The 23,515-nt window shown below is 49.5% G+C and carries 25 protein-coding genes; 12 read left to right on the forward strand and 13 right to left on the reverse strand.

Annotated features, from left to right (window positions below):
* Positions 1-162: 162 nt before the first annotated feature.
* The gene (pmbA, locus tag NXS09_RS02455) at positions 163-1,491 is read right to left on the reverse strand and encodes a metalloprotease PmbA (protein ID WP_259290980.1); all 1,329 of its coding nucleotides are present in this window, start codon (positions 1,489-1,491) and stop codon (positions 163-165) included.
* Between the two features lie 127 nt (positions 1,492-1,618).
* Between pmbA and yjgA the strand changes: the two genes are divergently transcribed.
* Positions 1,619-2,143, forward strand: coding sequence for a ribosome biogenesis factor YjgA (gene yjgA / locus NXS09_RS02460; RefSeq protein ID WP_259290981.1), 525 nt, complete (start codon positions 1,619-1,621; stop codon positions 2,141-2,143).
* A gap of 81 nt (positions 2,144-2,224) precedes the next feature.
* Here yjgA and NXS09_RS02465 read toward each other — a convergent pair whose 3' ends face one another.
* Positions 2,225-3,178 carry an MBL fold metallo-hydrolase gene (locus NXS09_RS02465; RefSeq protein ID WP_259290982.1) on the reverse strand — a complete coding sequence of 318 codons (954 nt, stop codon included), beginning with the start codon at positions 3,176-3,178 and terminating at the stop codon, positions 2,225-2,227.
* 583 nt (positions 3,179-3,761) lie between these two features.
* Here NXS09_RS02465 and NXS09_RS02470 point away from each other — a divergent pair.
* From NXS09_RS02470 to NXS09_RS02480, 3 genes are read left to right on the forward strand one after another with little or no spacing between them, the layout of a single operon-like run.
* The gene (locus NXS09_RS02470; protein WP_259290983.1) at positions 3,762-4,886 is read left to right on the forward strand and encodes an ABC transporter ATP-binding protein; all 1,125 of its coding nucleotides are present in this window, start codon (positions 3,762-3,764) and stop codon (positions 4,884-4,886) included.
* A gap of 17 nt (positions 4,887-4,903) precedes the next feature.
* Positions 4,904-5,881, forward strand: a complete 978-nt coding sequence (locus tag NXS09_RS02475; RefSeq protein ID WP_259290984.1) for an ABC transporter permease subunit — start codon at positions 4,904-4,906, stop codon at positions 5,879-5,881.
* Positions 5,881-6,762, forward strand: coding sequence for an ABC transporter permease subunit (locus tag NXS09_RS02480; protein WP_259290985.1), 882 nt, complete (start codon positions 5,881-5,883; stop codon positions 6,760-6,762). Before NXS09_RS02475 ends, NXS09_RS02480 begins: the two co-directional genes overlap by 1 nt.
* Positions 6,763-7,044: 282 nt before the next feature.
* On the opposite strand, the gene xerD is transcribed toward NXS09_RS02480, so the two are convergent.
* Genes xerD through NXS09_RS02500 form a run of 4 tightly spaced genes read right to left on the reverse strand, consistent with a single transcriptional unit; the run spans position 7,045 to position 9,478 of the window.
* Positions 7,045-7,920: a site-specific tyrosine recombinase XerD gene (gene xerD, locus NXS09_RS02485; protein ID WP_151052668.1), complete on the reverse strand. Its 876-nt coding sequence runs from the start codon at positions 7,918-7,920 to the stop codon at positions 7,045-7,047.
* A gap of 20 nt (positions 7,921-7,940) precedes the next feature.
* Positions 7,941-8,402 carry a methylated-DNA--[protein]-cysteine S-methyltransferase gene (locus NXS09_RS02490; RefSeq protein WP_259290986.1) on the reverse strand — a complete coding sequence of 154 codons (462 nt, stop codon included), beginning with the start codon at positions 8,400-8,402 and terminating at the stop codon, positions 7,941-7,943.
* A gap of 14 nt (positions 8,403-8,416) precedes the next feature.
* On the reverse strand, positions 8,417-9,004 hold the full coding sequence (locus NXS09_RS02495) for a GNAT family N-acetyltransferase (RefSeq protein WP_259290987.1): 588 nt from the start codon (positions 9,002-9,004) through the stop codon (positions 8,417-8,419).
* Positions 9,005-9,040: 36 nt separating this feature from the next.
* The gene (locus NXS09_RS02500) at positions 9,041-9,478 is read right to left on the reverse strand and encodes a peroxiredoxin (protein WP_151052664.1); all 438 of its coding nucleotides are present in this window, start codon (positions 9,476-9,478) and stop codon (positions 9,041-9,043) included.
* Positions 9,479-9,680: 202 nt separating this feature from the next.
* Here NXS09_RS02500 and NXS09_RS02505 point away from each other — a divergent pair, with 202 nt between their 5' ends.
* Both NXS09_RS02505 and NXS09_RS02510 read left to right on the forward strand, forming a co-directional pair.
* Positions 9,681-10,958, forward strand: a complete 1,278-nt coding sequence (locus NXS09_RS02505) for a NupC/NupG family nucleoside CNT transporter (protein ID WP_259290988.1) — start codon at positions 9,681-9,683, stop codon at positions 10,956-10,958.
* Between the two features lie 35 nt (positions 10,959-10,993).
* Entirely contained in the window at positions 10,994-11,608 is a 615-nt protein-coding gene (locus NXS09_RS02510) for a riboflavin synthase subunit alpha (protein ID WP_151052660.1), read from the forward strand.
* A gap of 102 nt (positions 11,609-11,710) precedes the next feature.
* On the opposite strand, the gene NXS09_RS02515 is transcribed toward NXS09_RS02510, so the two are convergent.
* The 3 genes from NXS09_RS02515 to NXS09_RS02525 form a co-directional block, all read right to left on the reverse strand.
* A complete protein-coding gene (locus tag NXS09_RS02515) occupies positions 11,711-12,310 on the reverse strand; it encodes a ubiquinone biosynthesis accessory factor UbiJ (protein ID WP_259290989.1) in 600 nt (199 codons plus the stop codon).
* A gap of 66 nt (positions 12,311-12,376) precedes the next feature.
* Positions 12,377-13,153 carry an SDR family oxidoreductase gene (locus tag NXS09_RS02520; protein ID WP_259290990.1) on the reverse strand — a complete coding sequence of 259 codons (777 nt, stop codon included), beginning with the start codon at positions 13,151-13,153 and terminating at the stop codon, positions 12,377-12,379.
* A 78-nt stretch (positions 13,154-13,231) separates the two neighbouring features.
* The gene (locus NXS09_RS02525; RefSeq protein WP_259291307.1) at positions 13,232-14,026 is read right to left on the reverse strand and encodes a 3'-5' exonuclease; all 795 of its coding nucleotides are present in this window, start codon (positions 14,024-14,026) and stop codon (positions 13,232-13,234) included.
* A gap of 299 nt (positions 14,027-14,325) precedes the next feature.
* On the opposite strand from NXS09_RS02525, the gene NXS09_RS02530 reads away from it, so the two are divergent.
* From NXS09_RS02530 to rpoH, 4 genes are all read left to right on the forward strand, one after another.
* Positions 14,326-15,195, forward strand: coding sequence for a DsbC family protein (locus tag NXS09_RS02530; protein ID WP_259290991.1), 870 nt, complete (start codon positions 14,326-14,328; stop codon positions 15,193-15,195).
* Between the two features lie 183 nt (positions 15,196-15,378).
* Positions 15,379-16,257 carry a DUF808 domain-containing protein gene (locus tag NXS09_RS02535; RefSeq protein ID WP_259290992.1) on the forward strand — a complete coding sequence of 293 codons (879 nt, stop codon included), beginning with the start codon at positions 15,379-15,381 and terminating at the stop codon, positions 16,255-16,257.
* 63 nt (positions 16,258-16,320) lie between these two features.
* The gene (gene lnt / locus NXS09_RS02540) at positions 16,321-17,886 is read left to right on the forward strand and encodes an apolipoprotein N-acyltransferase (RefSeq protein ID WP_259290993.1); all 1,566 of its coding nucleotides are present in this window, start codon (positions 16,321-16,323) and stop codon (positions 17,884-17,886) included.
* A 328-nt stretch (positions 17,887-18,214) separates the two neighbouring features.
* Positions 18,215-19,078, forward strand: coding sequence for an RNA polymerase sigma factor RpoH (gene rpoH, locus NXS09_RS02545; protein WP_434802997.1), 864 nt, complete (start codon positions 18,215-18,217; stop codon positions 19,076-19,078).
* Between the two features lie 165 nt (positions 19,079-19,243).
* Here rpoH and plsX read toward each other — a convergent pair whose 3' ends face one another.
* The 4 genes from plsX to NXS09_RS02565 form a co-directional block, all read right to left on the reverse strand.
* Positions 19,244-20,305, reverse strand: coding sequence for a phosphate acyltransferase PlsX (plsX, locus tag NXS09_RS02550; RefSeq protein ID WP_259291309.1), 1,062 nt, complete (start codon positions 20,303-20,305; stop codon positions 19,244-19,246).
* Between the two features lie 347 nt (positions 20,306-20,652).
* Positions 20,653-21,183: a phosphoribosyltransferase gene (locus tag NXS09_RS02555; protein ID WP_259290994.1), complete on the reverse strand. Its 531-nt coding sequence runs from the start codon at positions 21,181-21,183 to the stop codon at positions 20,653-20,655.
* 153 nt (positions 21,184-21,336) lie between these two features.
* Positions 21,337-21,516, reverse strand: coding sequence for a 50S ribosomal protein L32 (gene rpmF / locus NXS09_RS02560; RefSeq protein ID WP_259290995.1), 180 nt, complete (start codon positions 21,514-21,516; stop codon positions 21,337-21,339).
* 42 nt (positions 21,517-21,558) lie between these two features.
* Positions 21,559-22,062 carry a YceD family protein gene (locus NXS09_RS02565; protein WP_259290996.1) on the reverse strand — a complete coding sequence of 168 codons (504 nt, stop codon included), beginning with the start codon at positions 22,060-22,062 and terminating at the stop codon, positions 21,559-21,561.
* A gap of 51 nt (positions 22,063-22,113) precedes the next feature.
* Here NXS09_RS02565 and NXS09_RS02570 point away from each other — a divergent pair, with 51 nt between their 5' ends.
* The gene (locus NXS09_RS02570; RefSeq protein WP_259290997.1) at positions 22,114-22,704 is read left to right on the forward strand and encodes a Maf family protein; all 591 of its coding nucleotides are present in this window, start codon (positions 22,114-22,116) and stop codon (positions 22,702-22,704) included.
* An 86-nt stretch (positions 22,705-22,790) separates the two neighbouring features.
* Positions 22,791-23,501: an SAM-dependent methyltransferase gene (locus NXS09_RS02575; RefSeq protein WP_259290998.1), complete on the forward strand. Its 711-nt coding sequence runs from the start codon at positions 22,791-22,793 to the stop codon at positions 23,499-23,501.
* Positions 23,502-23,515: the final 14 nt, after the last annotated feature.

The following is a 23,515-nucleotide window of genomic DNA, read 5'->3' on the forward strand; positions in this document are numbered from 1 at the left end:
ATCTGATAAATCTGTTTTTATGAATAAGTAATGCAATAGGCTGCTGAATCTTGGGTGGTTGAAAGCCGGTATGAAAACAGCCGGAACCGATTGAATACGGTTTCGGCTGTTTTATAGAAGTGGCTAACTGCTATGTTAGCGATACTGTTTTGTATGCGGCATTTAAATGCCGGCTATGGTCATTTCACTAATCAATATCGAACCGATTTTGTTGGAAGAACGTTTGAGGGCGTCATCGGCAACGCCGACAATTTGGCGGTACATATCCTGTAAACGGCCGGCTATGGTGATTTCCTGTACGGGGTAGGTAATGACACCGTTTTCAACCCAATAGCCTGCTGCGCCACGGGAATAATCGCCGGTCAGCATATTAATGCCTTGCCCCATCAATTCGGTAATCAGTAGGCCGTTGCCCATTTCTTTGAGTAGTGCGGCTTGGTTTGGATGGGTGTGGTTTAAACAGAGGTTATGCGCACCGCCTGCATTGGCCGTGGTTTGCATACCTAGTTTTCTGGCACTATAACTGCTTAAAAAATAGCCTTGAATGATACCGTTCTCAATCACAAAGCGCGGTTGGGTCGCCACACCTTCACTGTCGAAGTAAGTGCTGCCGAAGGTTTTCGGAATATGGGGTTCTTCCCGTAAATGAAGAAAATCGGGTAAAACCTGTTTACCTAAGCTGTCGATAAGGAAACTGCTTTGCCGATATAAAGCGCCGCCGCTTAAGCCGCCGACAAGATGGCCGATTAGGCTGCCGGCTACGGTAGCATCAAACATAACGGGATAGCTTCCGGTAGGCAGGCTGCGACCGCCCAGACGGCGTACAGTGCGCTCGGCGGCGGTATGGCCGATACTTTCTGCCGAAGATAAATCATTGTGTCGGCAGGCGGCATCAAACCAATAATCACGTTGCATACCGTTTTCGTCGGATGCAACAACACTGCATGAAATACTGTGGCGCGTGCCTTGCTGGTGTGCGGCAAAACCGTGGGAATTACCATATACATATTGATAATGGCCGGTTTGTACGCCTGCACCGTCTGAATTGCTGATGCGGCTGTCGGTATCCCGTGCGGCTTGTTCGCATTGTTTGGCCAACTCTACTGCGGCTTCGGTGGATAAATCCCATTCATGGTATTTATCTAAATCGCCGATATGTTCGGCCATTAATGCCGCATCGGCCAAACCGGCACAATTGTCTTCCGCCGTATATTTGGCAATATTGACCGCTGCTTTTACCGTGTCGCTTAACGCTTGGGATGAGAAATCGGCAGTGCTTGCCCTGCCTTTGCGCTGTCCGACATAGACGGTAATATCAAGCGATTTGTCTTGCTGATATTCAATCTGTTCGATTTCATTGAGGCGGACATTCACACTTTGGCCGATGGCTTCGCTTAAGTCGGCTTCGGCAGAAGTTGCGCCGTGTTGTTTGGCTAAGGTTAAAACCTGCCCGCATAATTGCAGGAGTTCGTCTTTATTGTGGTTAAACATGGATTATCCGATAGAAAAGGTTGCGTTATTTTAACTGCTTTCAGACGGCCTCTGCAAAATTGTGATGATAGTCGGAATAGCTTGGGTGCTTATGCTAAAATGCGGCGACTATTGAAAGAGATAAATAATGAGTAACCACGAACAAGAATGGGTGAGTAAAACCCAAATGAAAAAACAGATGGACAGTTTGCAAGATTTGGGTATGCAACTGACCAAACTCTCAACCGATGCGCTGAAAAAAATCGGGTTGCCGGAAGATTTATATGAAGCGGTAGCGGAGTATAAGAAAATCACGTCAAACGGGGCGCGTAAACGTCAGTCACAATATATCGGCCGTTTGATGCGTGATACCGATCCGGAACCTATTGAGCGTTATTTGGCGAAGTTGCGCGGCGATAATGCCGCACACAATGCTTTTTTACAGCGCGTGGAACAAACCCGCGAGCGGTTGATTGCTGCGGATGATGCTTTAACTACTTTTATTGCCGATTATCCGCAAGCCGATGCCGGTAAGTTGCGGACGTTAATCCGCAATACCCGTAAAGAACAAGAGTTGAATAAACCGCCGAAAAATTTCCGGGCGCTTTTCCAAGAAATTCGTGCTGTTATGGATGAACAGCAAAATCAAACGGATGCCGAAGCGGACGAATAGCAAAGTTTGTTGATTTGGAAACAAGAAAAAGCTGACTATATAGTCAGCTTTTTTATCTTTCAATACTAAAGAATGATGTTCTTACCACATGCCGCGGCGATGGTTATTCACCCAACGATACATGCCCATAACATTCAGGGTTTTCATATTGTTGAAGTTGGTCCATTTTTGAACTTCCGGGCTGAACTTCACATTGCGGTATAGCTGGTCCCATGATTGGCCGGCGCGGGATAGGTCAAGTACTTGTTGATGCAAATCAACCATATAGTTGCGTAATGCAGCCTGATCGGCTTTGGTGGCCGGCGTGTAGTGGCCGATGTCGATAATATCGACGTCTTGATCCAGAATCCAATCTAAAGTAGCAATCCAGCCGGGATAGTAGAAATCTAAGAAATCGTTGTACGGCATGGTTTTGTTTTGGCAAACATCGGTACATTGCAGAGCTTTTTGTCTGGGGAATAACACCATCGTCATGCTGTCGGAATGGCTCGGGCTGACATGATGTAATTTCACGGTTTCGCCGCCTAAGCTGATGGTCATGTCTTTGTCGAATACGCGATTAGGGATGGCGTAAGGAATTTTTTCACCGACAATCGGTTCAATCGCTCTTTTGTTGGCAACAATCGTTGCACCGGCTTTTTGGAAGACTTGGCTACCGGCCATATGGTCGGCATGGGCGTGGGTTAAAACAACATATTTTACAGGTACGTTAAAACGTCTCTTAATTTCGGCATTCAGCCATTCGGATGCACAAGTCGCGCCGCCGTCAACAACTAAAGCGCCTTCTTTGGTGATCATGACGATACCGCTATGCACGGCCAAGCCGGAACCGTTGGTGTGACGATAGAGGTTGTCTTTTAAATGAACCAAAGTGGGGGCGGCATTGTCGCACATGCCGGCCGTAAAGTCGGGCAATACTTGGCGGTTGGCATATTTGGATTGATCAACGGTGATACCGGTATCAGATGCGGCTGTCGCAGCCAGAGATAAGGTAAGCCCGAAAGCGGCAAATAAGGTTTTTTTAAATAAATTCATTAAGTTTCCTATGATCCTATTGTGTGTGGTTATTGATAGTTCAATAGTATTGAACGGGTTGAAAGAGCCGGTGAAAGAGAAATAATCCATTTCAGAATGGCTGCACTTTATCAATAAAATAATATAAGTTAAATGTTTTTTACGATTTGTTTCAATTTGTCTATATTTTTCAAGTTTTGTATTTTTATTCATTTTTTTAATGAAATCCTTATGACTCAGGCCGTCCGAAGGGATATGGTTATTTTGATTTGTATTTATTTTGTTTTTTTGTGTAAAGTTAAGTGTTTTATCGATGTGTTGGCGGCCGTGTTTATTCGGATTGTTGCGAATAAATAAAGACAAATACTTTACAAAATTTATAAAAAGTTTGATTTTATATTGCCCCGTCAAGGCATTGGCTACTATAATTACGGGTTCAAAAAATAGGGCTGTCGGCAACCTTAAATATCTTAAGGTTTCTTGCAGCCCTTAGAAATTTTTTCTCGCTGAGCGTGCGCTTTTTAACCAGCAATCAAACAGCTTTTTATCACCCAAGCGAAAATCCGTTTTGCCGGTACTCGTTATTGATTGGAGTATTGCCATTATGAACGCCTCCGTAGCGTCTTCCGCCCAACCTTATTTGCAAATACAAGGCTTGGTTAAAAAATTTGGTGACAACTATGCTGTCGATGACATCGACCTGAGTATTGAAAAGCATGAAATTTTTGCCCTTTTGGGCAGTTCGGGCAGTGGTAAATCAACATTACTGCGCATGTTGGCAGGTATGGAAACGCCGAATCAGGGCAAAATTATTTTGGATGGCCAAGATATTACCAAACTTGCTCCATACGAGCGCCCGATTAATATGATGTTTCAAAGCTATGCTTTGTTTCCGCACATGACGGTAGAGCAAAACATTGCCTTCGGCTTAAAGCAAGACAAAATGCCGAAAGATGAAATTGCCAAACGTGTGGAAGAAATGCTGCGCTTGGTGCAAATGAGTAAATACGCCAAACGCAAACCGCATCAGCTTTCAGGCGGCCAACAGCAACGTGTCGCTTTGGCACGCAGCTTGGCGAAACGTCCGAAAATTTTATTGCTGGATGAGCCTTTGGGGGCGTTGGATAAAAAACTTCGCCAGCAAACCCAACTGGAATTGGTGAATACGCTGGAGCAAGTAGGTGTAACCTGCATTATGGTGACCCACGATCAGGAAGAAGCCATGACCATGGCGACCCGTGTGGCGATTATGTCGGAAGGGAAGCTGGAGCAGGTGGGCACGCCGAGCGATGTTTATGACTTCCCCAACAGCCGCTTTACCGCCGAGTTTATCGGTGAAACCAATATTTTCGAGGGTACGGTTTTTGAAGATCATGCCGATTATTCGATTATAGAATTACCCGAATTGGCAAACAAAGTGCGTATCGACCACGGTTTGGGCGGCCCTGCCGAGCAGCAGCTATGGATCAGTATCCGTCCGGAAGATATCGACCTGCATAAGGAAAAACCGGATAACTTGGGCGATTACAACTGGGAAAAAGGCACGGTGAAAGAAATCGCTTATCTAGGCAGCTTTGCCATTTACCATGTGGAATTGGCGAGCGGCCGCCGGATTAAGAGCCAGGTGCCGGCACCTTATTGGTATGTGCGTAATGTTACGCCGCCGACTTGGGAAGAAACCGTGTATGTGAGCTGGCCGGAAAACCAACCGACGCCGTTGTTCAGCTAAGCTGTAAGGATACTGCAATGACATTAGCCATGTTGAAACGCAAACTGACACGCCGGCCGGGACAGAGAGCGGTGATTGCCGTGCCTTATCTCTGGCTGCTGGTGTTGTTTCTGATTCCGTTTGTGATTGTGTTGAAAATCAGCTTTGCCGAACAAGAGTTGGCCATTCCGCCTTATTCGCCGCTGATTACGACCGATCCCGATTTCGGACGCTTAAATATCGCATTAAATTATCAAAATTATGCCGATATTTTCCAAAATTTCTGGAGCAGCTTGAGTAGTATGCTCAATCCGTTTTCAGACAGCAACGGCAACAATATTTATCTGCTGACCTATTGGTTGTCGATTAAAACTGCGCTGACCACCACGTTTATTTGTTTACTGTTCGGTTATCCGATTGCCTATGCTATTTCACGGGCCAATCCGTCTATCCGCAACGGCTTATTGTTGGCGATTATGCTGCCTTTCTGGACGTCTTTCCTACTGCGTGTTTACGCATGGATGGGGCTGCTCGGACACAACGGTATTATCAATAACTATCTGATGGAATACGGGATTATCAGCCAGCCCTTAGATTTGTTTTATAACGCTTTTTCACTGAATTTGGTGATGGTTTATGCCTATCTGCCGTTTATGATTCTGCCGCTGTATACGCAGTTGGTGAAAATGGACGACAGGCTGCTTGAAGCCGCTTCCGACTTGGGCGCCGGGCCGATTAAGGCGTTTTTTGCCATTACGCTGCCGTTGTCGAAAACCGGAATTATTGCCGGCTCCATGCTGGTGTTTGTGCCGGCTGTCGGTGAATTTGTGATTCCCGAATTGGTGGGCGGTTCCGAAAACCTGATGATTGGTAAAGTATTGTGGCAGGCGTTTTTCGACCAAAACAACTGGCCGCTGGCTTCCGCCATTGCCGTGATTATGGTGATTTTGCTGGTGATTCCGATTGCCTTGTTCCACCATTATGAAAACCGTGAAATCGAAGAAGGAGCAAGATAATGTCTAAATATAAGCTTTCTTGGTTCCTGAAGCTGATGTTGGGCTTAGGCTTGGCCTTCCTTTATATACCGTTGGTGATTTTGGTGATTTACTCGTTTAACGAATCCAAACTGGTAACGGTTTGGGGCGGGTTTTCAACCAAATGGTATGGCGAATTGGCTGAAAACAGCACCATTCTCGAAGCGGCATGGTTGTCGTTGCGGATTGCCGTGGTGTCTTCTTTGGCGGCCGTGATTCTCGGCACGCTGGCAGGCTATGCCTTGGCGCGTATCAAACGTTTCCGCGGCAGCACATTGTTTGCCGGTATGGTATCCGCGCCGATGGTGATGCCGGATGTGATTACCGGCTTATCCATGCTGTTGCTGATTATTCAGGTTCAGATATTTTTGCAAAACAGCGAGCTGTTGGGGTGGCTGTATTTCGACCGCGGTTTTTTCACCATTTTCTTAGGGCATACCACATTGTGTATGGCTTATATCACGGTGGTGATCCGGTCGCGTTTGGTCGAGCTAGACCAATCTTTGGAAGAAGCCGCGATGGACTTGGGCGCGCGCCCGCTGAAAATCTTCTTTGTGATTACCCTGCCGCTGATTGCACCGGCGATTGCTTCGGGTTTCCTGCTTGGTATCACTTTATCGTTGGATGACTTGGTGATTACATCATTCTTATCCGGCCCCGGCTCTTCAACCCTGCCGCAAGTGATTTTCTCAAAAATCAAACTGGGTCTGGATCCGCAAATGAACGTATTGGCGACCATTATGATTACCATTGTCGGCACGCTGGTAATTGCCATTAATTATTATATGATGCGCCAGACAACCAAGCGCGAACGGGAAGCCGCCGAAGCCTACCGTCAGGAAAAAATAGCGTTAGACGCTTAATAGATGGTGATAATCATAGAAGCTGCCTGAAAACGGCAGCTTTTCTTATTGCCGTTGTACGGCGGATGAAAAGGTGGTGGGATGTGGCGAATATAAAGATTCAGGCCGTCTGAAAAGTAAGCGTAGGGCGGATACTTGTATCCGACAAAACGGTTAGTATTCTGTCCATGTCGGATACAAGTATCCGACCTACATGGGGGTTATTAATGGATAAGGCCGTCTGAAAAGCCTAAATAAAGGGCTGATACCTAGCGTGTATCAGCCCTTTATTGATTGAACCGTTTAACCGCGCGGGTGGTGTGTTTGCACGATATTTTTTAAGCGTTCGTTGGCAACATGGGTATAAATCTGGGTGGTGCTGATATCGGCATGGCCGAGCAGCATTTGCACGACTCGGAGGTCGGCACCATGGTTCACCAGATGGGTGGCAAATGCATGGCGCAGGCCGTGCGGGCTGAGTTGGCTGATGCCGGCGGCTTCGGCATATTTTTCGACAATCATCCAAGCCAGTTGCCGTGAAATACCGGTGCGCTTTTGGCTGACAAACATTTCATCGCAGGCTTTGTGTTTGAGCAGTTGCGGGCGGGCTTCGGCGGCGTAGCGTTCTATCCAGTAGGCCGCTTCCTGCCCTAGGGGAACAATGCGTTGCTTGTTGCCTTTGCCGATGGTGTTGATAATGCCTTTTTGCAGGTTGATTTCGTTGATTTTGAGTTTGACCGCTTCGCTGACGCGCAAGCCGGTGGCATAGAGTAGTTCGAGCAGGGCTTTATCGCGCAAACCGTGCGGGGTATCGGTGTCGGGGGCGTCGAGCAGGCGGTCGATTTGGGCTTCGGTAATCAGTTGGGGCAGGGTTTTAACCTGCTTGGGGGCGGTGAGGTGTCGGGTCGGGTTGTCGGGCCGTTGTTCGGTTTCGCTCAGCCAGCCGTAGAGCCGTTTGCAGGCGGATAGGGCGCGGGCTTGCGAACGGGGTTTTTCGTTTGGGTGATAAATGGCGGCGGCCAAGTCGGTGCTTTGGGCGGTTTGCCAGTTCAAACCTTGTTCGGCTAGGCGGGCGGCAATTTTTTGCAGATCGCGACGGTAGCCGTCGAGGGTGTTTTGGCTGAGTCTGTTGCTTAGCCAAAGGTGTTCGAGCAGGCGGTCGGTAAGCGGATCGGTCATGGCGGGTATCGGTGCGGTGGTTATAGGTTGATGCCTTCATGCTTTAACAGCCAGCGTTTGATGGAAAGGGCATCGCCTTCTTTGCAGGAAAACCCGCCTAAGCCCTGTTTGGCGACCACACGGTGGCAGGGTACGACCAAAGACAGCGGGTTTTTCCCGCAGGCGGAGCCGACGGCGCGGGGATGGCTGCCGATACGGCGGGCGATATCTTGATAAGTTTGCACTTCGCCGGCCGGAATCTCGGCGATGGCCTGCCAGACTTTCTGCTGAAACGGTGTGCCGTGTGTAGATGCAGGGTGGTTAAAGTTTTTCAGACGGCCTGAGAAGTAGTCGTCGAGCTTTTGCCGCCAAGCTTCCGGCAAGGGGTAGGGGGCGTGCTCGGGGCGGCCGTAGAGGTGCACTTCGAGCAGGTTGTCCTGTCCGTCGAAAATCAGGGTGATATTGCCGAACGGGGCGGCGTAAAGGCAGGGATAATTCATCATAGGCCGTCTGAAAATCAGGTGGGGGAAAGGTTGAGTTTGCTTTGCAAACGCGCTTTGTGTTCGGGCCATTCTTCGCGTGTCATGCTGTACATCACGGTGTCGCGTACACTGCCGTCGCGACGGGTTTGGAAGCCGCGTATAACGCCGTCTTTCTTCGCGCCCAAACGTTCGATGGCCTGTTGGGAACGGGTATTGAGTATATCGGTTCGCCAGCCTACCGTTTGGCAGCCGAGTGTTTCAAAGGCATGACAAAGCAGCAGGTATTTGCAGGTGGTGTTGACATGGCTGCGCCAACGGCTTTTTGCATACCATGTATGGCCGATTTCCACACGGCCGGCCGCTTGATTGATATCGTGATAACTGGTGCTGCCGATGACTTCGCCGGAGGTTTCGTCTATCACGGCGAAAGCCAAGCGGTTGGGCGTGGATAAGGCCGTCTGAATATAGGCTTCGGTTTTGTCGGGTTCGGGTGCCGAAGCAAAAACCAGCCGCCACACTTCGCCGTCGGCGGTGGCACGGCTCAGGGCTTCTGCATGCTCGGCCACCAGCGGCTCCAGGCGGATGGCGTTGAGGCGTAAAACAACGGCTTGAGGTGTCTGCATGGTGTGCGCTTTCAATTTTTAAAGAGAGCGGACAGCTTACCGGCTCAGGGTTTCCAATACTTCTTGGGCGTGTCCGGCGGCTTTGACTTTGCGCCATTCGTGGATGATTTCACCTTTTTCGTTGAGTACAAAGGTGCTGCGTTCGATGCCCAATGATTCTTTGCCGTAGAGTTTTTTCAGTTTGATGACGTCGAACATTTTGCACACGGTTTCTTCTTTGTCGCTCAAAAGTTCGAAGCGGAAACCTTGTTTGTTGCAAAAGTTTTGATGCGATTTGACGCTGTCGCGCGAAATGCCGACCACGGTATAGCCGAGTGCCTGGAATTGTTCCAAACGGGCGTTGAAGTCCAGCCCTTCGGTGGTGCAGCCGGGGGTGTTGTCTTTGGGGTAAAAATAGATAATCAGCGGCAGGTGTTCGTCGGAAACGAAATCTTGGCCGGAAGACGAGGGTAGGGTAAAACGGTATGAAGACATGGTATTTCCTATCTTAAGTTTCAGGTTTATTGCATGTTTTTATATTCAGACGGCCTGTTTTACGGGCAGTCCGGCCGTGCGGTTTTTGCGGTAGGCTACTGCGGGGCAACGGCTGTTTTTTTTATCTTATCAGTTTTCAGATGGCCTGAACGAGTTTGTTTTATTTATAATGAGGCCGATTTATCCGAAAAGGAAGAGGCTCATGGGCGTATTGCATAGTTTGCTCGGTATGGCGGTTTTAATCGCGATTGCCGTATTGCTTTCCAGTAGCCGGAAAGCGATTAATTTACGCACCGTTGCGGGGGCGTTTCTGATTCAGGTGGCTTTGGGTGCGCTGGTGCTTTATGTGCCGTGGGGGCGCGACGGCCTGCTGGGTATTTCCGAAGCGGTTGATAATGTGATTGCCTATGGTAACGACGGGGTGGCTTTCCTGTTTGGCGGTTTGGTGTCCGATCAAATGTTTGAAGTGTTTGGCGGCGGCGGTTTTGTGTTTGCGTTTCGTGTGTTGCCGATGATTGTGTTTTTTTCATCGTTGATGGCGGTACTGTATTATATCGGCGTGATGCAGCTGCTGATTAAGTTGATCGGCGGTTTTTTGCAAAAAATTCTGGGCACGTCGAAAACGGAATCGATGTCGGCGGCCGCCAATATTTTTGTCGGCCAAACCGAAGCGCCGTTGGTGGTGCGCCCGTATATCCGCACGATGACCGAGTCCGAACTGTTCGCTATTATGAGCGGCGGTTTGGCTTCGGTGGCCGGGTCGGTGTTGGCCGGTTATGCCCAAATGGGGGTGCCGCTGCCTTATCTGATTGCGGCATCGTTTATGGCGGCGCCGGGCGGGTTGCTGTTTGCCAAGTTGTTGGTGCCGGAAACCGGAAAAAAGCCTGAAATCACTGAGGTGGAAGAAGATACCGAAACGGAAAAACCGGCCAATGTGATTGATGCGGCGGCCGGCGGCGCGGTAACCGGGGCGCAGATTGCGTTTGCCGTCGGCGCTTCGCTGCTGGCGTTTGTGGCGCTGATTGCGTTGATTAACGGCATGATCGGCGGTGTGGCAGGTTGGTTCGGCTATGAAGATGTAACCTTGCAAGGCATTTTAGGGGTATTGTTTGCGCCGCTGGCGTGGGTAATCGGTATCCCGTGGCAGGAAGCGGGCGTGGCCGGGTCGCTTATCGGGCAGAAGTTGGTGGTGAACGAGTTTGTGGCGTATGCCGAATTTGTGAAGTATCTGACGCCCGAATCTGCCGTACAATTAAGCAGCCATACTCAGGCGATTATTTCTTTTGCTTTGTGCGGGTTTGCCAACCTGGGCTCGATTGCGGTGCTGGTAGGCGGTTTGAGTATTATGGCGCCGAACCGCCGCCATGATGTGGCGCGCTTGGGGTTTAAGGCCATGATTGCCGGCTCGCTGTCGAATTTGATGAGCGCGGTGATTGCGGGCATGTTTATCAGTTTGTCGGGCGTGCCGCCGCTTGGCTGATAATTTAATATATTGTTTATTTAGGAAAATTATTTATGTTTACCGGTATTGTACAAGGCGTGGGCAAAATTGTTGCCAAAGAGATGCCTGCTGCTGATTTCTGCACGTTTACGGTCGAGCTGCCTGAAAATATGGCCGACAATCTTCAAACCGGCGCTTCGGTGGCCAACAACGGCTGCTGCCTGACCATTACCCGCATTAACGGGCGGCAGGTTGATTTCGACCTGATGGCGGAAACTTTGGCCAAAACCAATCTCGGCGGATTGGAAGCGGGCGGTTTGGTGAACTTGGAACGTGCCGCCCGTTTCGGCGATGAAATCGGCGGCCATTTGATGAGCGGCCATATTATGGCAACGACCAAGATTACCCGTATCGAACAAAACGAACACAACCGTACTTTGTGGTTTGCGCTGCCGGCCGAATTAAAACCCTATATCCTCACCAAAGGTTTTGTCGGTTTGGACGGATGCAGTCTCACCATCGGCAGCGTGACCGATAATGAATTTAATGTGCACCTGATTCCCGAAACCTTACAACGCACTTTGTTCGGCAGCCGTCAGGTTGGCGATGTGGTGAATATTGAAGTAGACCCGCAAACGCAGGCGGTGGTGGATACGGTGGCTAAGGTATTGGCGGCGGAAAAACGTTAACACGGATACCGCTTTGATAATGGCTGGATAAAACAACGGGCGGATATTATCCGCCCGTTGTTTGGTGTTGAGGCCGTCTGAACAATATATCCGGTATCGGTCTTATTCGTGATTCGGATGCGTGGCTTCAGCTTGGTCGACGGCTTGTTTTTCCAGCTTGGCCAAGCGCGCTTCCAGCCGTGAGGTGTCGTCGCGCAGGGTATCGACTTCGGCAGACCATGCGGCCAGCGTTTCGCGGTCGGGCACGGGCGATTCCGGTTCGCGGGCAAATTCGCCGAGTTGTTCCAAAACGCTTTGCCCCATTTGTTTGAAGAGGCGGTTAGCGTGTGCCGTGCGTGTGCCGATATTGCTGGCGAGGTTGTCGCCGAGCAGGCGGCTTAAGTCGTCTTGTGCGTAGTAGCGCAGGCTGCCGATAAGCGGCAATAAGGCCATGCCCAAACGGGTGTCGCCGCTGATGCCGACGTCGCCGATGCCCGGAGTTTGGCCTTGTAGGATTTTTTGTACGGCGCTGGGGCGGAATGTGATTTGGGTGTCGGGTTGGCCGTTGTCGGGTTTGAGAAAACCCTGATCGTCTAAAATGCCGTGAATATGTAGGCCGGCGGCCTGCATGCTGAACGATTTGCCTGAAAATCCGGCCAAGCCGGCTTGGGTTTCGCGGTTTTGGGCGATTAAATGGTTCATAACGGGAAGAAGTGCGCTCATATTGGTGCTTTCATTCTTAGGCCGTCTGAAAGGTTTCAGACGGCCTGTTTGTTGGGTAAACAGGGTTTAGGCTAAAAAACGGGCAAAATCATGATAAACCGTGGTCACGATTTTACCGCTGCTGTCGTCGTCGGGGGCGAAATCGGCTTCGGGCAGGCCGAGCTTGGCGGCTTCCTGCTGATAAAATTGCTGTTTGGGCGGATGTCGGTTTTCGACAATATTGCGTATGCGCCTGCCGTTGGGGGTGCAGGCGGCGTAATGTAGGGCTTCTACGGCGCGGCTTTGGTGTATCACGTTGACCGGTTGGTGGGCACCGGCGATTTGGCGGCGTTTCAATAAGCTGTTGAGCGGATGCCGCTCGATCGAATAGAGGCCGCCGAAGCGCAGAATGTCAATATTTTCAATACTGCTATTAAGAAACAGTTGTTCGGCCTGCCATACTTTGCGTGCGCTTTCGGTTTGCGGGTTCGGTGTGCTGCTTTCGCTGCATTCTCTGGCTTCGTTGCCATAAACGCCGGTACTGCTGCCGTAAACAATATGGCCGATGCCGTATTGTTCGGCTAATGCAAGCCATGCGGCCAATACGTCGGCATATTGGGTTACGGCCGAGGGCGGCAGCAGGCAGAACCAAACGGGTTTGTCTGCCCAAGTCGGCCAAAAGTTTGCCTGAAAAGCGGCGGCTTGGTTTAAATCGGCGGCGTGTAGGTCAATCGGCAGATTGATGTCGTCAGACGTTATGTGTCGTTTTAATGCCGATACGCGGCTGCCTTGTTCAAAAAATTTTTCTGCCAACGGCCGGCCTAAATAGCCCATGCCGAGAATGGCGCAATCGGGTGTGTTCATTTTTTCAGACGGCCTTAGCTGTTTGCGGTGGTGAAAAAAGGATTGTATCGCAAAGGCGGGTTGGCTTGCCGATAGGGGTTATTTCCATTCGCTGCAAAACTCCGCCCAGTGTGTTTTCTCTTCGGCCAGTGTTTTCAGATAGTTTTTCAGCCGTTTGATTTCCATTTCGTATTCGTCGGCATCGAGTGCGCCGCTCATCATGCGGAAGCGCAGATACATCAGATAGGTGTTGGCGGCATCGGTTTCGCAATAGTCGCGGATGTCTTTCAGACGGCCTGCATGATAGGCTGCCCAAACTTTGCTGCCGTCCATGCCGAGTTTGCCGGGAAAACCGCAGAGCTTGGCCATGTCGTCGAGCGGTACGCTGGCGCGGGGCTGGTAGAGTGCGAGTAAGTCCATGAGGTCGCAATGGCGGTTGTGATAGCGGCTGATGTAGTTGTTCCATTTGAAATCGCGGCTGTCGCCGAAATCGCCGTCGCCGGTATCCCAATAGCGGGCGGCGGGAATGCCGTGGATGAGGGCGCGGTAGTGCAATACGGGCAAGTCGAAACCGCCGCCGTTCCAGCTGACCAGTTGCGGGGTATGGGTTTCGATTAGATCGAAAAACTTGGCAATCATGGTTTCTTCGCTGTCGCTGGTTTCGCCGATGGTGCCGACGTGGATTTTATCCTGCCCCCAGCGCATACAGCAGGAAATGGCAACCACTTGGTGCAGGTGGTGTTGCATAAAATCGCTGCCGGTGCGGGCGCGGCGTTGCTGTTGGGCAAATGTAACCACATCGGCATCATCTACATCTGCGGGTAAATCGTTTAACAGGCGTATGCCTTGTACATCGGGTACGGTTTCGATATCGAAAGCTAAAATAGGGTGCATGGCGTCGCTCCGTTGAGGGATATGGCATTGTGGCATGAAGCGGGCGGTGCGCCAAGTGTGGCGGTAATGCCGCATGAATAGCGGTGCGGATGGTTTTTCGGTTTGGGGAATAAGAGCCGAATCGGTGTGTTTATGTGAAAATGTTATATAAGATAATATGGTTTACTATTGTATTGTTTATGTTATTTTTACGGCAACCGCGTAAGATTTGGTACAATCGAACTTTCAAAACGTTTATGAAATCATAACATCAAGAGGTCGGGCTGGTTTTCAGACGGCCTGATGAATACGGAAATATTATGAGTAAAAAGTTTTTATATGCTACTTTGCCGGCCATCTTGCTGCCTTTATTGGCATGCGGTCAGACGCCGGTAGAAAAAAGTGAGTCCGCACCGGCGGCTTCTGCGGCTCAGTCGGCTTCTGCCGCTTCTAGTGCCGCTGCGAATACAGGTTCGGCTTCGGATGCAGGCGCCAGTTCGAGCGCTGAGTTTACGACCAATATTGATAAAAAATTGGCCACTTCCATTAAAACCAAGCTGGAAGAGGCTTATGCCAGCCAGAACCTGAAAGTCAAAAGCGTACGGGGTACGCCGATGGACGGCCTGTATGAGGTGGTGGTGTCCGGCAAACAGATTATCTATACCGATGCCAATGCCGGCTATTTGGTTCAAGGCAGCATGCTCGACGTGAAAAACCGCAAAGACCTTACCCAAGAGCGCGTGGCCGAGTTGAATGTGGTCGATTTCAATGCGTTGCCGCTGGCTAAGGCGATTAAGGAAGTACGCGGTAATGGTAAATTAAAAGTGGCGGTATTTTCCGATCCGGATTGTCCGTTCTGCCGCCGCTTGGAAAATGAATTTGTTAAAATGAGCGACATCACGATTTACAACTTTATGATGCCGATTGCCAGCCTGCACCCCGATGCGGCGCGAAAAGCGGAACAAATCTGGTGTCAGCCCAATCCGACCGCCGCTTGGAATACTTGGATGCGCGAAGGCAAATTGCCGCCGCAGGTGGCAACGTGTGATAACCCCGTGGCGGAAACCACTTCATTGGGCGAACAGCTCGGCTTTAACGGTACGCCGACGCTGGTGTTCCCAAATGGCCGCAGCCAAAGCGGATTCAGCCCGCTGCCGCAGCTTTTACAAATTATTGCCGGCAACCAATAATCGGTGTCGGCAGAATGAAACAGGCCGTCTGAAAACTTTTCAGACGGCCTTTGTATTCGAAGACATTGTTTCATAATAGCAGCCGCTTATCTTATTCAGTTTAAGGCCGTCTGAAAGAGCATACGCACATCTGAAATCCGCTATAATGCGCGGTTGGATAAACGGATTGTTTAGGAAAGCAATATGGCTTTTGCCTCTTTATTTACATTACTCGATGATATTGTTTCGGTATTGGATGATGTGGCCTTAATGACCAAAATGGCCGCTAAGAAAACCGCGGGCGTGGTGGGCGATGATTTAGCCTTGAATGCCAATCAGGTTACCGGTGTGAAAGCCGATAGGGAGTTGCCGATTGTATGGGCAGTGGCCAAAGGCTCGCTGGTGAATAAGGCGATTTTAGTGCCCGTTGCCATATTGCTGTCGGTATTTATACCGGTGTTGATTAAGCCGTTGTTATTGTTGGGCGGTGCTTTTCTTTGCTTTGAGGGTGTGGAAAAGTTATTGCACCAATATTTAAACCGCGAGACTGCCGAAGAGCCCCGTCATGCCGTCGGCGATGAACTCACCGATGAGAAAACCAAAGTTAAAGGTGCGATTCGTACCGATTTTATTCTTTCCGCCGAAATCATTATTATTGCTTTGGGCGTGGTCGAGGATTATGGTGTGGCCAGCCAAGCGGTGGTGTTGGCGATTATCGGTATTGCCATGACCGCGCTGGTATACGGCGTGGTGGCGGTTATTGTGAAAACCGATGATTTCGGTATGTGGCTGATGAGAAAACCGAGTGCTGCCGCGCAGGCGTTGGGCAAGGGTATGATTTTGTTTATGCCGTGGTTTATGCGTGCTTTGAGTGTGATCGGCATGTTGGCGATGTTTTTGGTGGGCGGCGGTATTATTGTGCACAATTTGGATTTCGTACATCACTTCTTACATGCTTTGCATTGGGATACCGGTATCCGCAGCCATATTGCTACTTTGGTGGTGGGCGTATTGTCCGGCGCGTTGGTATGTGCCGTGGTATTGCCGCTTATGAAACTGATGGGCAAGAACGCGGCACATTAATCATTAAAATCCAGCCGTTTTCAGACGGCCTCTCTTAACCTAACGGGTGCGGATGATGAATTTATGAATCTGATACAGAAAACCGAAGTGCTTTTTCAAAAGCCGTTGTTTTATTGGCCGCTGGTGGTGGTGATTGCCGCCGCCACACCGCTGACATTCGCGCCGTATTATCATTTTTGGCTGATGCCGTTATTATTCGGCGCATTGATACGCCTCACCGAACTACGCCCGCAATATACCGTCCGCACGGCTTATCTTTTCGGCCTGATTGCTTATACCACGCAGTTTTATTGGATTTATACCGCCTTGCATACCGTATCGGGTTTGCCCAATCTTTATGCCGTTCCGCTCACCTTCCTATTGCCCGCTTTCCTTGCCCTGTATCCGGCCGCCGCGTTTTGGCTATTGAAAAAAATCACCTTGCCACGCGCTTGGCGTATCGGTTTGGCACTGCCGATATTATGGACATTAACCGAGTTTGCCCGCGAACGCCTGCTCACCGGCTTTGCATGGGGTGCGCTCGGTTATTCGCAGATTGCCGATAGCAGCCCGTTGGCCGGCTTCGCGCCCTTGGGCGGCATCCATTTGGTTACCTTGGCAACGGCTTTTGCCGGCGCTTGGCTGGTGTTGTTGGCGGATCAACCGCAAGGCCGTCTGAAAGAACGTATCGCCGCCGCAGTTGCCCTAATCGCGTTATTCGCCGTCGGTTATGTGGCACGCCAAACCGACTTTACCCGGCCGGACGGCAGCACCGCTACCGTGGCATTGGCGCAGGGCAATATTCCGCAAGCGTTAAAATGGAGCCCCGAACAGTTCTACCCGACGCTAAACCGCTACTACGGGCAAATTGCCGCCACTCATGCGGATATTGTGATTTTGCCGGAAACCGCTATTCCGTTAATGCGGCAGGATTTACCCGAAGGATTAATCGATCAGTTTGCCGCACAAGCACGGCTGAACGGCAGTGCGCTGGCTATCGGCATCAGCCAATATACTTCAGACGGCCAAAACTATGAAAACGCCGTGATTAATCTGGCCGAATACAATCCGGCCGCACCCGATGATGTGCCTTATTATGCGAAAAACCATTTGGTGCCGTTTGGCGAATACAAACCGTTGCCGTGGCTAACCGAACCGTTATACCGCTTAATGAATATGCCGTTGGCTGATTTCCAACGCGGCGGCAGTGCGCAAAAGCCGTTTCAGATGGCCAATCAGAAAGTGGCGTTTAATATTTGCTATGAAGACGGTTTCGGCGACGAATTGATTGCCTCTGCCAAACAGGCCAGTCTATTGGCCAATGCCAGCAATATGGCTTGGTATGGCGAATCGAATGCCATGTTCCAACATTTGCAGCAATCACAAGCGCGCGCATTGGAATTGGGGCGTTATATGGTGCGCGCCACCAATACCGGTGCAACGGCGATTGTGGATCCGAAAGGGCGGGTTGTCCGCAGTATAGAACCGGATATCGATGCCGTATTGGAAGGCACTATCGAAGGCTATGAGGGGGAAACGCCTTATATGAAATTAGGCGGTTCGTGGCCGTTGGTGATATTATTAACCGTTGCGGCTGCCGTATTGTGGTTATCGGGCAGGCGCAGAAGAAATGTTTCAGACGGCCTTTGATAGCAGTCATAGCGGCCGTCTGAAAAACACGGTTTTAGTAGATAAGGCGTAAAAAGAACCTTAACCGTATAACGATAGAGTCTTTCCTGTGGGTAAAGCACAAGGGATACATTCTTTGCTATAATACAAACAATCCTGATAAAAACACTCAAATATTTAAAATCAATCGAAAACTTAAAAATACAAAAATTTACCTATCATGTATAGAAAATATACATAAAATTTTTGTCTAATATAAGTTAGAAGCATAGAGTTGAATAAATAATATTTAATCAAAAGCTGTCATATAAACGACAGTTCAACACATAAACATAAGGAAAGCCAACAGATGAAAATGAACGCCATTGCATTACCCGTACCTAGCGGTCATGGTAGCTTGGAACAATACATTCATACTGTAAACAATATTCCCATGCTTTCTGCCGAGGAAGAAACTTCTCTGGCGGAACGCCAACAAAAAGGCGATTTAGAAGCCGCTAAAAAACTGATTCTTTCACACTTGCGTGTAGTCGTATCGATTGCCCGCGGTTATGACGGCTACGGTTTGAACCAAGCCGACCTGATTCAAGAAGGCAATATCGGCCTGATGAAAGCGGTAAAACGTTTCGAGCCGACCCGTGGCGCACGCCTGTTTTCGTTTGCCGTGCATTGGATTAAAGCCGAAATTCACGAATTTATTTTGCGCAACTGGCGCTTGGTTCGTGTGGCTACCACCAAACCGCAACGTAAATTGTTCTTTAACCTGCGCAGCATGCGTAAAAATTTGAATGCTTTATCACCCAAAGAAGCCCAAGCGATTGCCGATGATTTGGGGGTAAAACTTTCAGAAGTGATGGAAATGGAACAGCGTATGACCGGTCGCGATATCGGTATTATGGCCGATAACAGCGACAATGAAGACAGCTTCGCGCCGATTGACTGGTTGGCCGACAACGATACCGAACCGACCAGCCAGATTGCCCAAAAAGCCCATTACGCATTGCAAACCGAAGGCTTGCAAAACGCCTTGGCGAAATTGGACGACCGCAGCCGCCGTATTGTCGAAAGCCGTTGGTTGCAAGATGACGGTGGTTTGACACTACACGATTTGGCTGCCGAGTATGGTGTATCTGCCGAGCGTATCCGTCAAATCGAAGCCAAAGCCATGCAAAAACTGCGCGGATTCTTGGCCGAGGAAGCCGATGCCGTATAACTTTTAGTTTGAATCATTTATGCAATAAAAGGCCGTCTGAAAACTGTTCAGACGGCCTTTTCGTTAAGCCTATTATTTGATCGGATATGCTTTTAATTCAAAAGTATACCGATATTTTTAGCAGCGATATTCCTTAGACGGATAAATCCGCCTAAGGATGGCTTTTTAACCGATATTGTCGGCAACGGCCGAATCATTGGCTATTTGGTTTTCAGCCAAAACTGCCAGTTGTGTGGCGACGCCTTGTTCGATTTTGGCCAAGCTGTCGGCATGGGCTTCGTGATAGGCTTCTTCCAGCGCATAAGCAAAGCCGAGTGCATCGGTGCCGCCGTGGCTTTTAACCACTACACCGCGCAAACCGAGAAAAATAGCACCGTTGAAGCGGCGCGGGTCGAATTTGCCTTTAAAGCCTTTTAAAGCAGGCATGGCAACTAAAGCGGCCGCTTTAGTAAACAGATTGGCACTAAATTCGTCTTTGATAGCGCCACCCATAAATTTGGCTACGCCTTCAATGGTTTTTAAGACGATATTGCCCACGAAACCATTGGCCACAATCACATCAACCGTGCCGGTGAAAATATTATTTCCTTCCACATTGCCGATAAAATTCAGCTGGGTTTGTTTTAACAATTCAAAAGTCTGTTTAACGGATTCCGTTCCCTTGATATCTTCGGTGCCGACATTCAATAAACCGACACGCGGCGGAGTATTCTCCGGATACAGTGCCTGATAAAGTTCGCTGCCGATAATGGCAAACTGCACCAATTGCTCAGGTGTGCAATCGACATTGGCACCCAGATCCAGTATTAAAGTCATGTGATTGTCGGCAGAGGGGATGAATTTGGCAATCGCCGGCCGCTCGATGCCCGGAATGGTTTTCAATACGAATCTTGCCGTTGCCATCAGGGCGCCGGTATTGCCTGCCGATACGGCAGCTTGCGCCAAACCTTCTTTTACTTGGTTGATGGCCACGCGCAGAGAAGAATCTTTTTTGTTTTTCAATGCCAGTTGCGGAGCCTCGTCCATTTCGATGATTTGGGTGGAGTGTCGGATGGTGATACGGTCCATCGGTGCATGTGCGGCGGTGAGGGCGGTTTTTAAAAGTTCTTCATCGCCTACCATTATCAAATGCACATTACTTTGTTGTTTCAGGAAAGCTACGGCTCCGGGAACGGTAACCTTTAAGCCGGCGTCGCCGCCCATGGCATCTACTGCCAATGTAATCATGGTTTTCTCCATATTGCTATCTGTATTTTAGCGGCATAAGGCCGTCTGAAATACCGGTTTGTTTTGTTCGAATCACTATCAGGCCGCTACCGTATTTGCTTGTTGTTTATGGCAAGGTGTGCATACGGTTGTTTTATGTGGGTGGGCATTAAGATTTGGTGTTGTGTGGTTCGTACGGATATTTTTGCGGCCTCAGGCTGCTCGGAATGTCAGCCGGATAAATAGAGTGTATCAGATCGTAAAGATCATAATAATACGGCGGAATGCGTCCGCCGGATATATATTTTTCAGACGGCTTACTCTATACCGCCGAAACGGTTGCTTGTTTGTTATGCTGCTTGGCAATGTTAATCGATTTTGGATTGTGCCGCCAAGCTGTTGTGCGCATCAATATCTTCGGCATCCCAAGGATAATTAATCCACCAGTCCGGTACGGTAATGCCGCTGAAGTAGGGCATGTCTTCCGGTATTTTGCCTGCTTTTTCTTTGATTTTTTCATGCAATACCGCTACGCCGATACCGGCAAAATCTTCTTTTGCCAATTCGTTTAAACAAAATTCGAGTGTCACCCGGCTGTCGTCGACTTCATCAACCACCAACACGTTTTTGCCGTGCAATGATTCCGGCAGCGGATCCAGCCATTGGATTTTTTTCACGCTGTCGGTAACCTGTCCGGCATGATCGTTATCATAATAAGCGGTGGTAACGGCATAAATGGGGATATTTAAAAAGGAGCGCAGAATGCGTGCCGGAATAAACCCGCCGCCGCCGATGGCAATCATGGCGTCATAGTGAACACCGGAATTTTTGATTTTTACAGATAGCTGTTTGATAACACGGTGTATGTCATCATAGGTATACCAAATTTTCTTTTTCATGATTTTAGTGCCGGAAAAGGCCGAAAAATCATACCCTGTATGGCGTGATTCAGACGGCCTCGGTTTCATTTAGGAGGCGGTTATTATGATGCAAAAAAGCCAGCAGTTGCATTAGATAGGCAATCTTCTGGCTTTCATCTGATAAAACGCGATTTACTCGTCTTTGGCCTTAGCCACTTTACGGCCACGGTACATACCGTTGGGGGAAATGTGGTGCGGGCGGTGTACTTCGCCGGTTGCGCTGTCAACAGACAGAGCGGGCGCAGTCAGGGCATCGTGTGAACGGTGCATACCGCGTTTAGAGGGGGATTTTTTGTTTTGTTGAACGGCCATTTCAAGCTCCTAAAATATAAAACTGTAAAACTATAAAACCGGTTAGCGGTTGCTTTTCAGCCCTGCCAAAACGGCAAACGGATTGGGTTTGTCTTGATTTGCTTTTTCCAGTGCCGCATTGTCGCAGTTTTCGTGGCGGGGTGAAAACGGCAATGCCATCAAGATTTGGTCTTCTACCAAAGTGCGCACATCCAGCTCTTTTTCAATCAACATCCCTTCCAACTCATCATCGGAAAGCATGGCATCGTCAAGGCTTTTTTCATCGTCAAACAAAACGATACGGCTTGTTTCATTTAATTTGAACGGAAAGGGAAGCATGCAGCGCTGGCAAACCAGCGGTATTTCTTCTTTTATGCTCAAATCTAAAAACAAACGTTGTAAGTTATCGGTTCCGCCTTGCAGCGTAAACGATACTTCGGCCTGTTTGTCGGCAAAATATTCGTGCGACCAAACGCGTTCGTCCAGCTCGCTCAGCAAAAATCTGCCGTGCAGACTTTGCTTTTCGGTGGCGAAAGCAACGGGGTCAATCAAATTAAGGTCTGACATAAACGGGGTATGATATAATTTTAACAGTTTAACGTCAATGTTTTTACATGTATGAAAGCCACTTTGCCGCTTATTTTAGGTTCCAGTTCGGTATTCCGCCAAGCACAATTGCAACGGTTGGGTTTGCCTTTTCAGACGGCCTCCCCTGATTATGACGAAATCCCGCAATCCGGTGAAACCGCCGAACAAACCGCGCTACGCCTTGCCGTGGGCAAAGCACGCTCATTGGCGGCTAAATTCCCGCAGGCGCTTATTATCGGCGCCGACCAAGTGGCATGGTGCAACGGGCGCCAACTCGGCAAACCGATGACCGTAGCCAATGCGCAACAAATGCTTGCCGAATTAAGCGGGCAACGGATTGAGTTTTATAGTGCCGTTTGCTTATTGAATACGGTTTCAGACGGCCTGCAAACCCATGTGGATAAAACCGTTGTCACCATGCGCACGCTTACACCCGAACAAATCCGCCTGTATCTAGAGCGCGAGCCGGATGCCGTTTATTGTGCCGGTGCGGCAAAAAGCGAAGGATTAGGGGCGGCTTTATTAGAGCGGATTGACAGTAGCGATCCGAATGCCTTAATCGGCTTGCCGATTTTCAAACTGATTGATTTTTTAATGCTTGAGGGCGTTACGGTTTTGTAACTGCCATATTGAACACAAAGGCCGTCTGAAAGATAAGTTTTTCAGACGGCCAATATAACTTTTCCTTATTTCATACGGATAATATTATGCCGGCTATTCTTTATCTTATTCCTACTCCGCTTGGCACGCCCGATACGCCTTGTTTGTTGCCGCACGAGCAACAGCAGATTATCGGGCTGACGGATTTTGTGGTGGAAGCGGAAAAAACCGCCCGCGCCCATTTAAAGCATTTGGGTATAACCACGCCGATTCGCGAGCTTAACCTGCAAACGCTCAACGAACATACTAATCCGAAAACCATTGTGGAGTTGCTCACACCTTTGAAAGAAGGGCGCAGTATGGGTATTCTCAGCGAAGCAGGTTGCCCTGCGGTGGCCGATCCGGGCGCAAACTTGGTGGCTTTGGCGCATCAACACGGGTTTGAAGTGCGGCCGCTTGTCGGTCCGTCTAGTTTGTTGCTGGCGTTAATGGCTTCGGGTGCAAACGGGCAGAGTTTTGCCTTTAAAGGCTACTTGCCGACCGATAAAGCCGAGCGTATCCAAGCCCTGAAAATGCTGGAACAGCATTCGCGACGGCAGAATGAAACCCAAATTTTTATCGAAACGCCGTATCGCAATGATGCTTTGTTGGCCGATGCCGTGGCAACGCTTTCCCCTGCGGTGCGCTTGTGTGTTGCCTGTGATTTAACCCTGCCGACACAAACCATTATCAGCAAAACCGTCGCCGATTGGCGCAAGCTGCCTACGTTGCCCAATTTGAAAAAAAGGCCGGCCATTTTTGTGGTGCATGCCGCTTGATTTGCCGCTTGCCA

The organism is Neisseria montereyensis (genome assembly GCF_024834045.1).
In the GTDB taxonomy this organism is placed as follows: domain Bacteria; phylum Pseudomonadota; class Gammaproteobacteria; order Burkholderiales; family Neisseriaceae; genus Neisseria; species Neisseria montereyensis.

Coding starts and splice junctions, on each gene's coding strand:
- NXS09_RS02480 (WP_259290985.1), top strand. CDS start 5,881: ATGTCTAAATATAAGCTTTCTTGGTTCCTGAAGCTGATGTTGGGCTTA.
- NXS09_RS02465 (WP_259290982.1), bottom strand. CDS start 3,178: ATGAATTTATTTAAAAAAACCTTATTTGCCGCTTTCGGGCTTACCTTA.
- lnt (WP_259290993.1), top strand. CDS start 16,321: ATGAATCTGATACAGAAAACCGAAGTGCTTTTTCAAAAGCCGTTGTTT.
- NXS09_RS02565 (WP_259290996.1), bottom strand. CDS start 22,062: ATGTCAGACCTTAATTTGATTGACCCCGTTGCTTTCGCCACCGAAAAG.
- NXS09_RS02520 (WP_259290990.1), bottom strand. CDS start 13,153: ATGAACACACCCGATTGCGCCATTCTCGGCATGGGCTATTTAGGCCGG.
- plsX (WP_259291309.1), bottom strand. CDS start 20,305: ATGATTACATTGGCAGTAGATGCCATGGGCGGCGACGCCGGCTTAAAG.
- NXS09_RS02525 (WP_259291307.1), bottom strand. CDS start 14,026: ATGCACCCTATTTTAGCTTTCGATATCGAAACCGTACCCGATGTACAA.
- NXS09_RS02570 (WP_259290997.1), top strand. CDS start 22,114: ATGAAAGCCACTTTGCCGCTTATTTTAGGTTCCAGTTCGGTATTCCGC.
- NXS09_RS02495 (WP_259290987.1), bottom strand. CDS start 9,004: ATGCAGACACCTCAAGCCGTTGTTTTACGCCTCAACGCCATCCGCCTG.
- NXS09_RS02470 (WP_259290983.1), top strand. CDS start 3,762: ATGAACGCCTCCGTAGCGTCTTCCGCCCAACCTTATTTGCAAATACAA.
- NXS09_RS02475 (WP_259290984.1), top strand. CDS start 4,904: ATGACATTAGCCATGTTGAAACGCAAACTGACACGCCGGCCGGGACAG.
- pmbA (WP_259290980.1), bottom strand. CDS start 1,491: ATGTTTAACCACAATAAAGACGAACTCCTGCAATTATGCGGGCAGGTT.
- NXS09_RS02575 (WP_259290998.1), top strand. CDS start 22,791: ATGCCGGCTATTCTTTATCTTATTCCTACTCCGCTTGGCACGCCCGAT.
- NXS09_RS02505 (WP_259290988.1), top strand. CDS start 9,681: ATGGGCGTATTGCATAGTTTGCTCGGTATGGCGGTTTTAATCGCGATT.
- NXS09_RS02510 (WP_151052660.1), top strand. CDS start 10,994: ATGTTTACCGGTATTGTACAAGGCGTGGGCAAAATTGTTGCCAAAGAG.
- rpmF (WP_259290995.1), bottom strand. CDS start 21,516: ATGGCCGTTCAACAAAACAAAAAATCCCCCTCTAAACGCGGTATGCAC.
- yjgA (WP_259290981.1), top strand. CDS start 1,619: ATGAGTAACCACGAACAAGAATGGGTGAGTAAAACCCAAATGAAAAAA.
- NXS09_RS02535 (WP_259290992.1), top strand. CDS start 15,379: ATGGCTTTTGCCTCTTTATTTACATTACTCGATGATATTGTTTCGGTA.
- NXS09_RS02515 (WP_259290989.1), bottom strand. CDS start 12,310: ATGAGCGCACTTCTTCCCGTTATGAACCATTTAATCGCCCAAAACCGC.
- NXS09_RS02500 (WP_151052664.1), bottom strand. CDS start 9,478: ATGTCTTCATACCGTTTTACCCTACCCTCGTCTTCCGGCCAAGATTTC.
- xerD (WP_151052668.1), bottom strand. CDS start 7,920: ATGACCGATCCGCTTACCGACCGCCTGCTCGAACACCTTTGGCTAAGC.
- NXS09_RS02530 (WP_259290991.1), top strand. CDS start 14,326: ATGAGTAAAAAGTTTTTATATGCTACTTTGCCGGCCATCTTGCTGCCT.
- NXS09_RS02490 (WP_259290986.1), bottom strand. CDS start 8,402: ATGATGAATTATCCCTGCCTTTACGCCGCCCCGTTCGGCAATATCACC.
- NXS09_RS02555 (WP_259290994.1), bottom strand. CDS start 21,183: ATGAAAAAGAAAATTTGGTATACCTATGATGACATACACCGTGTTATC.
- rpoH (WP_434802997.1), top strand. CDS start 18,215: ATGAAAATGAACGCCATTGCATTACCCGTACCTAGCGGTCATGGTAGC.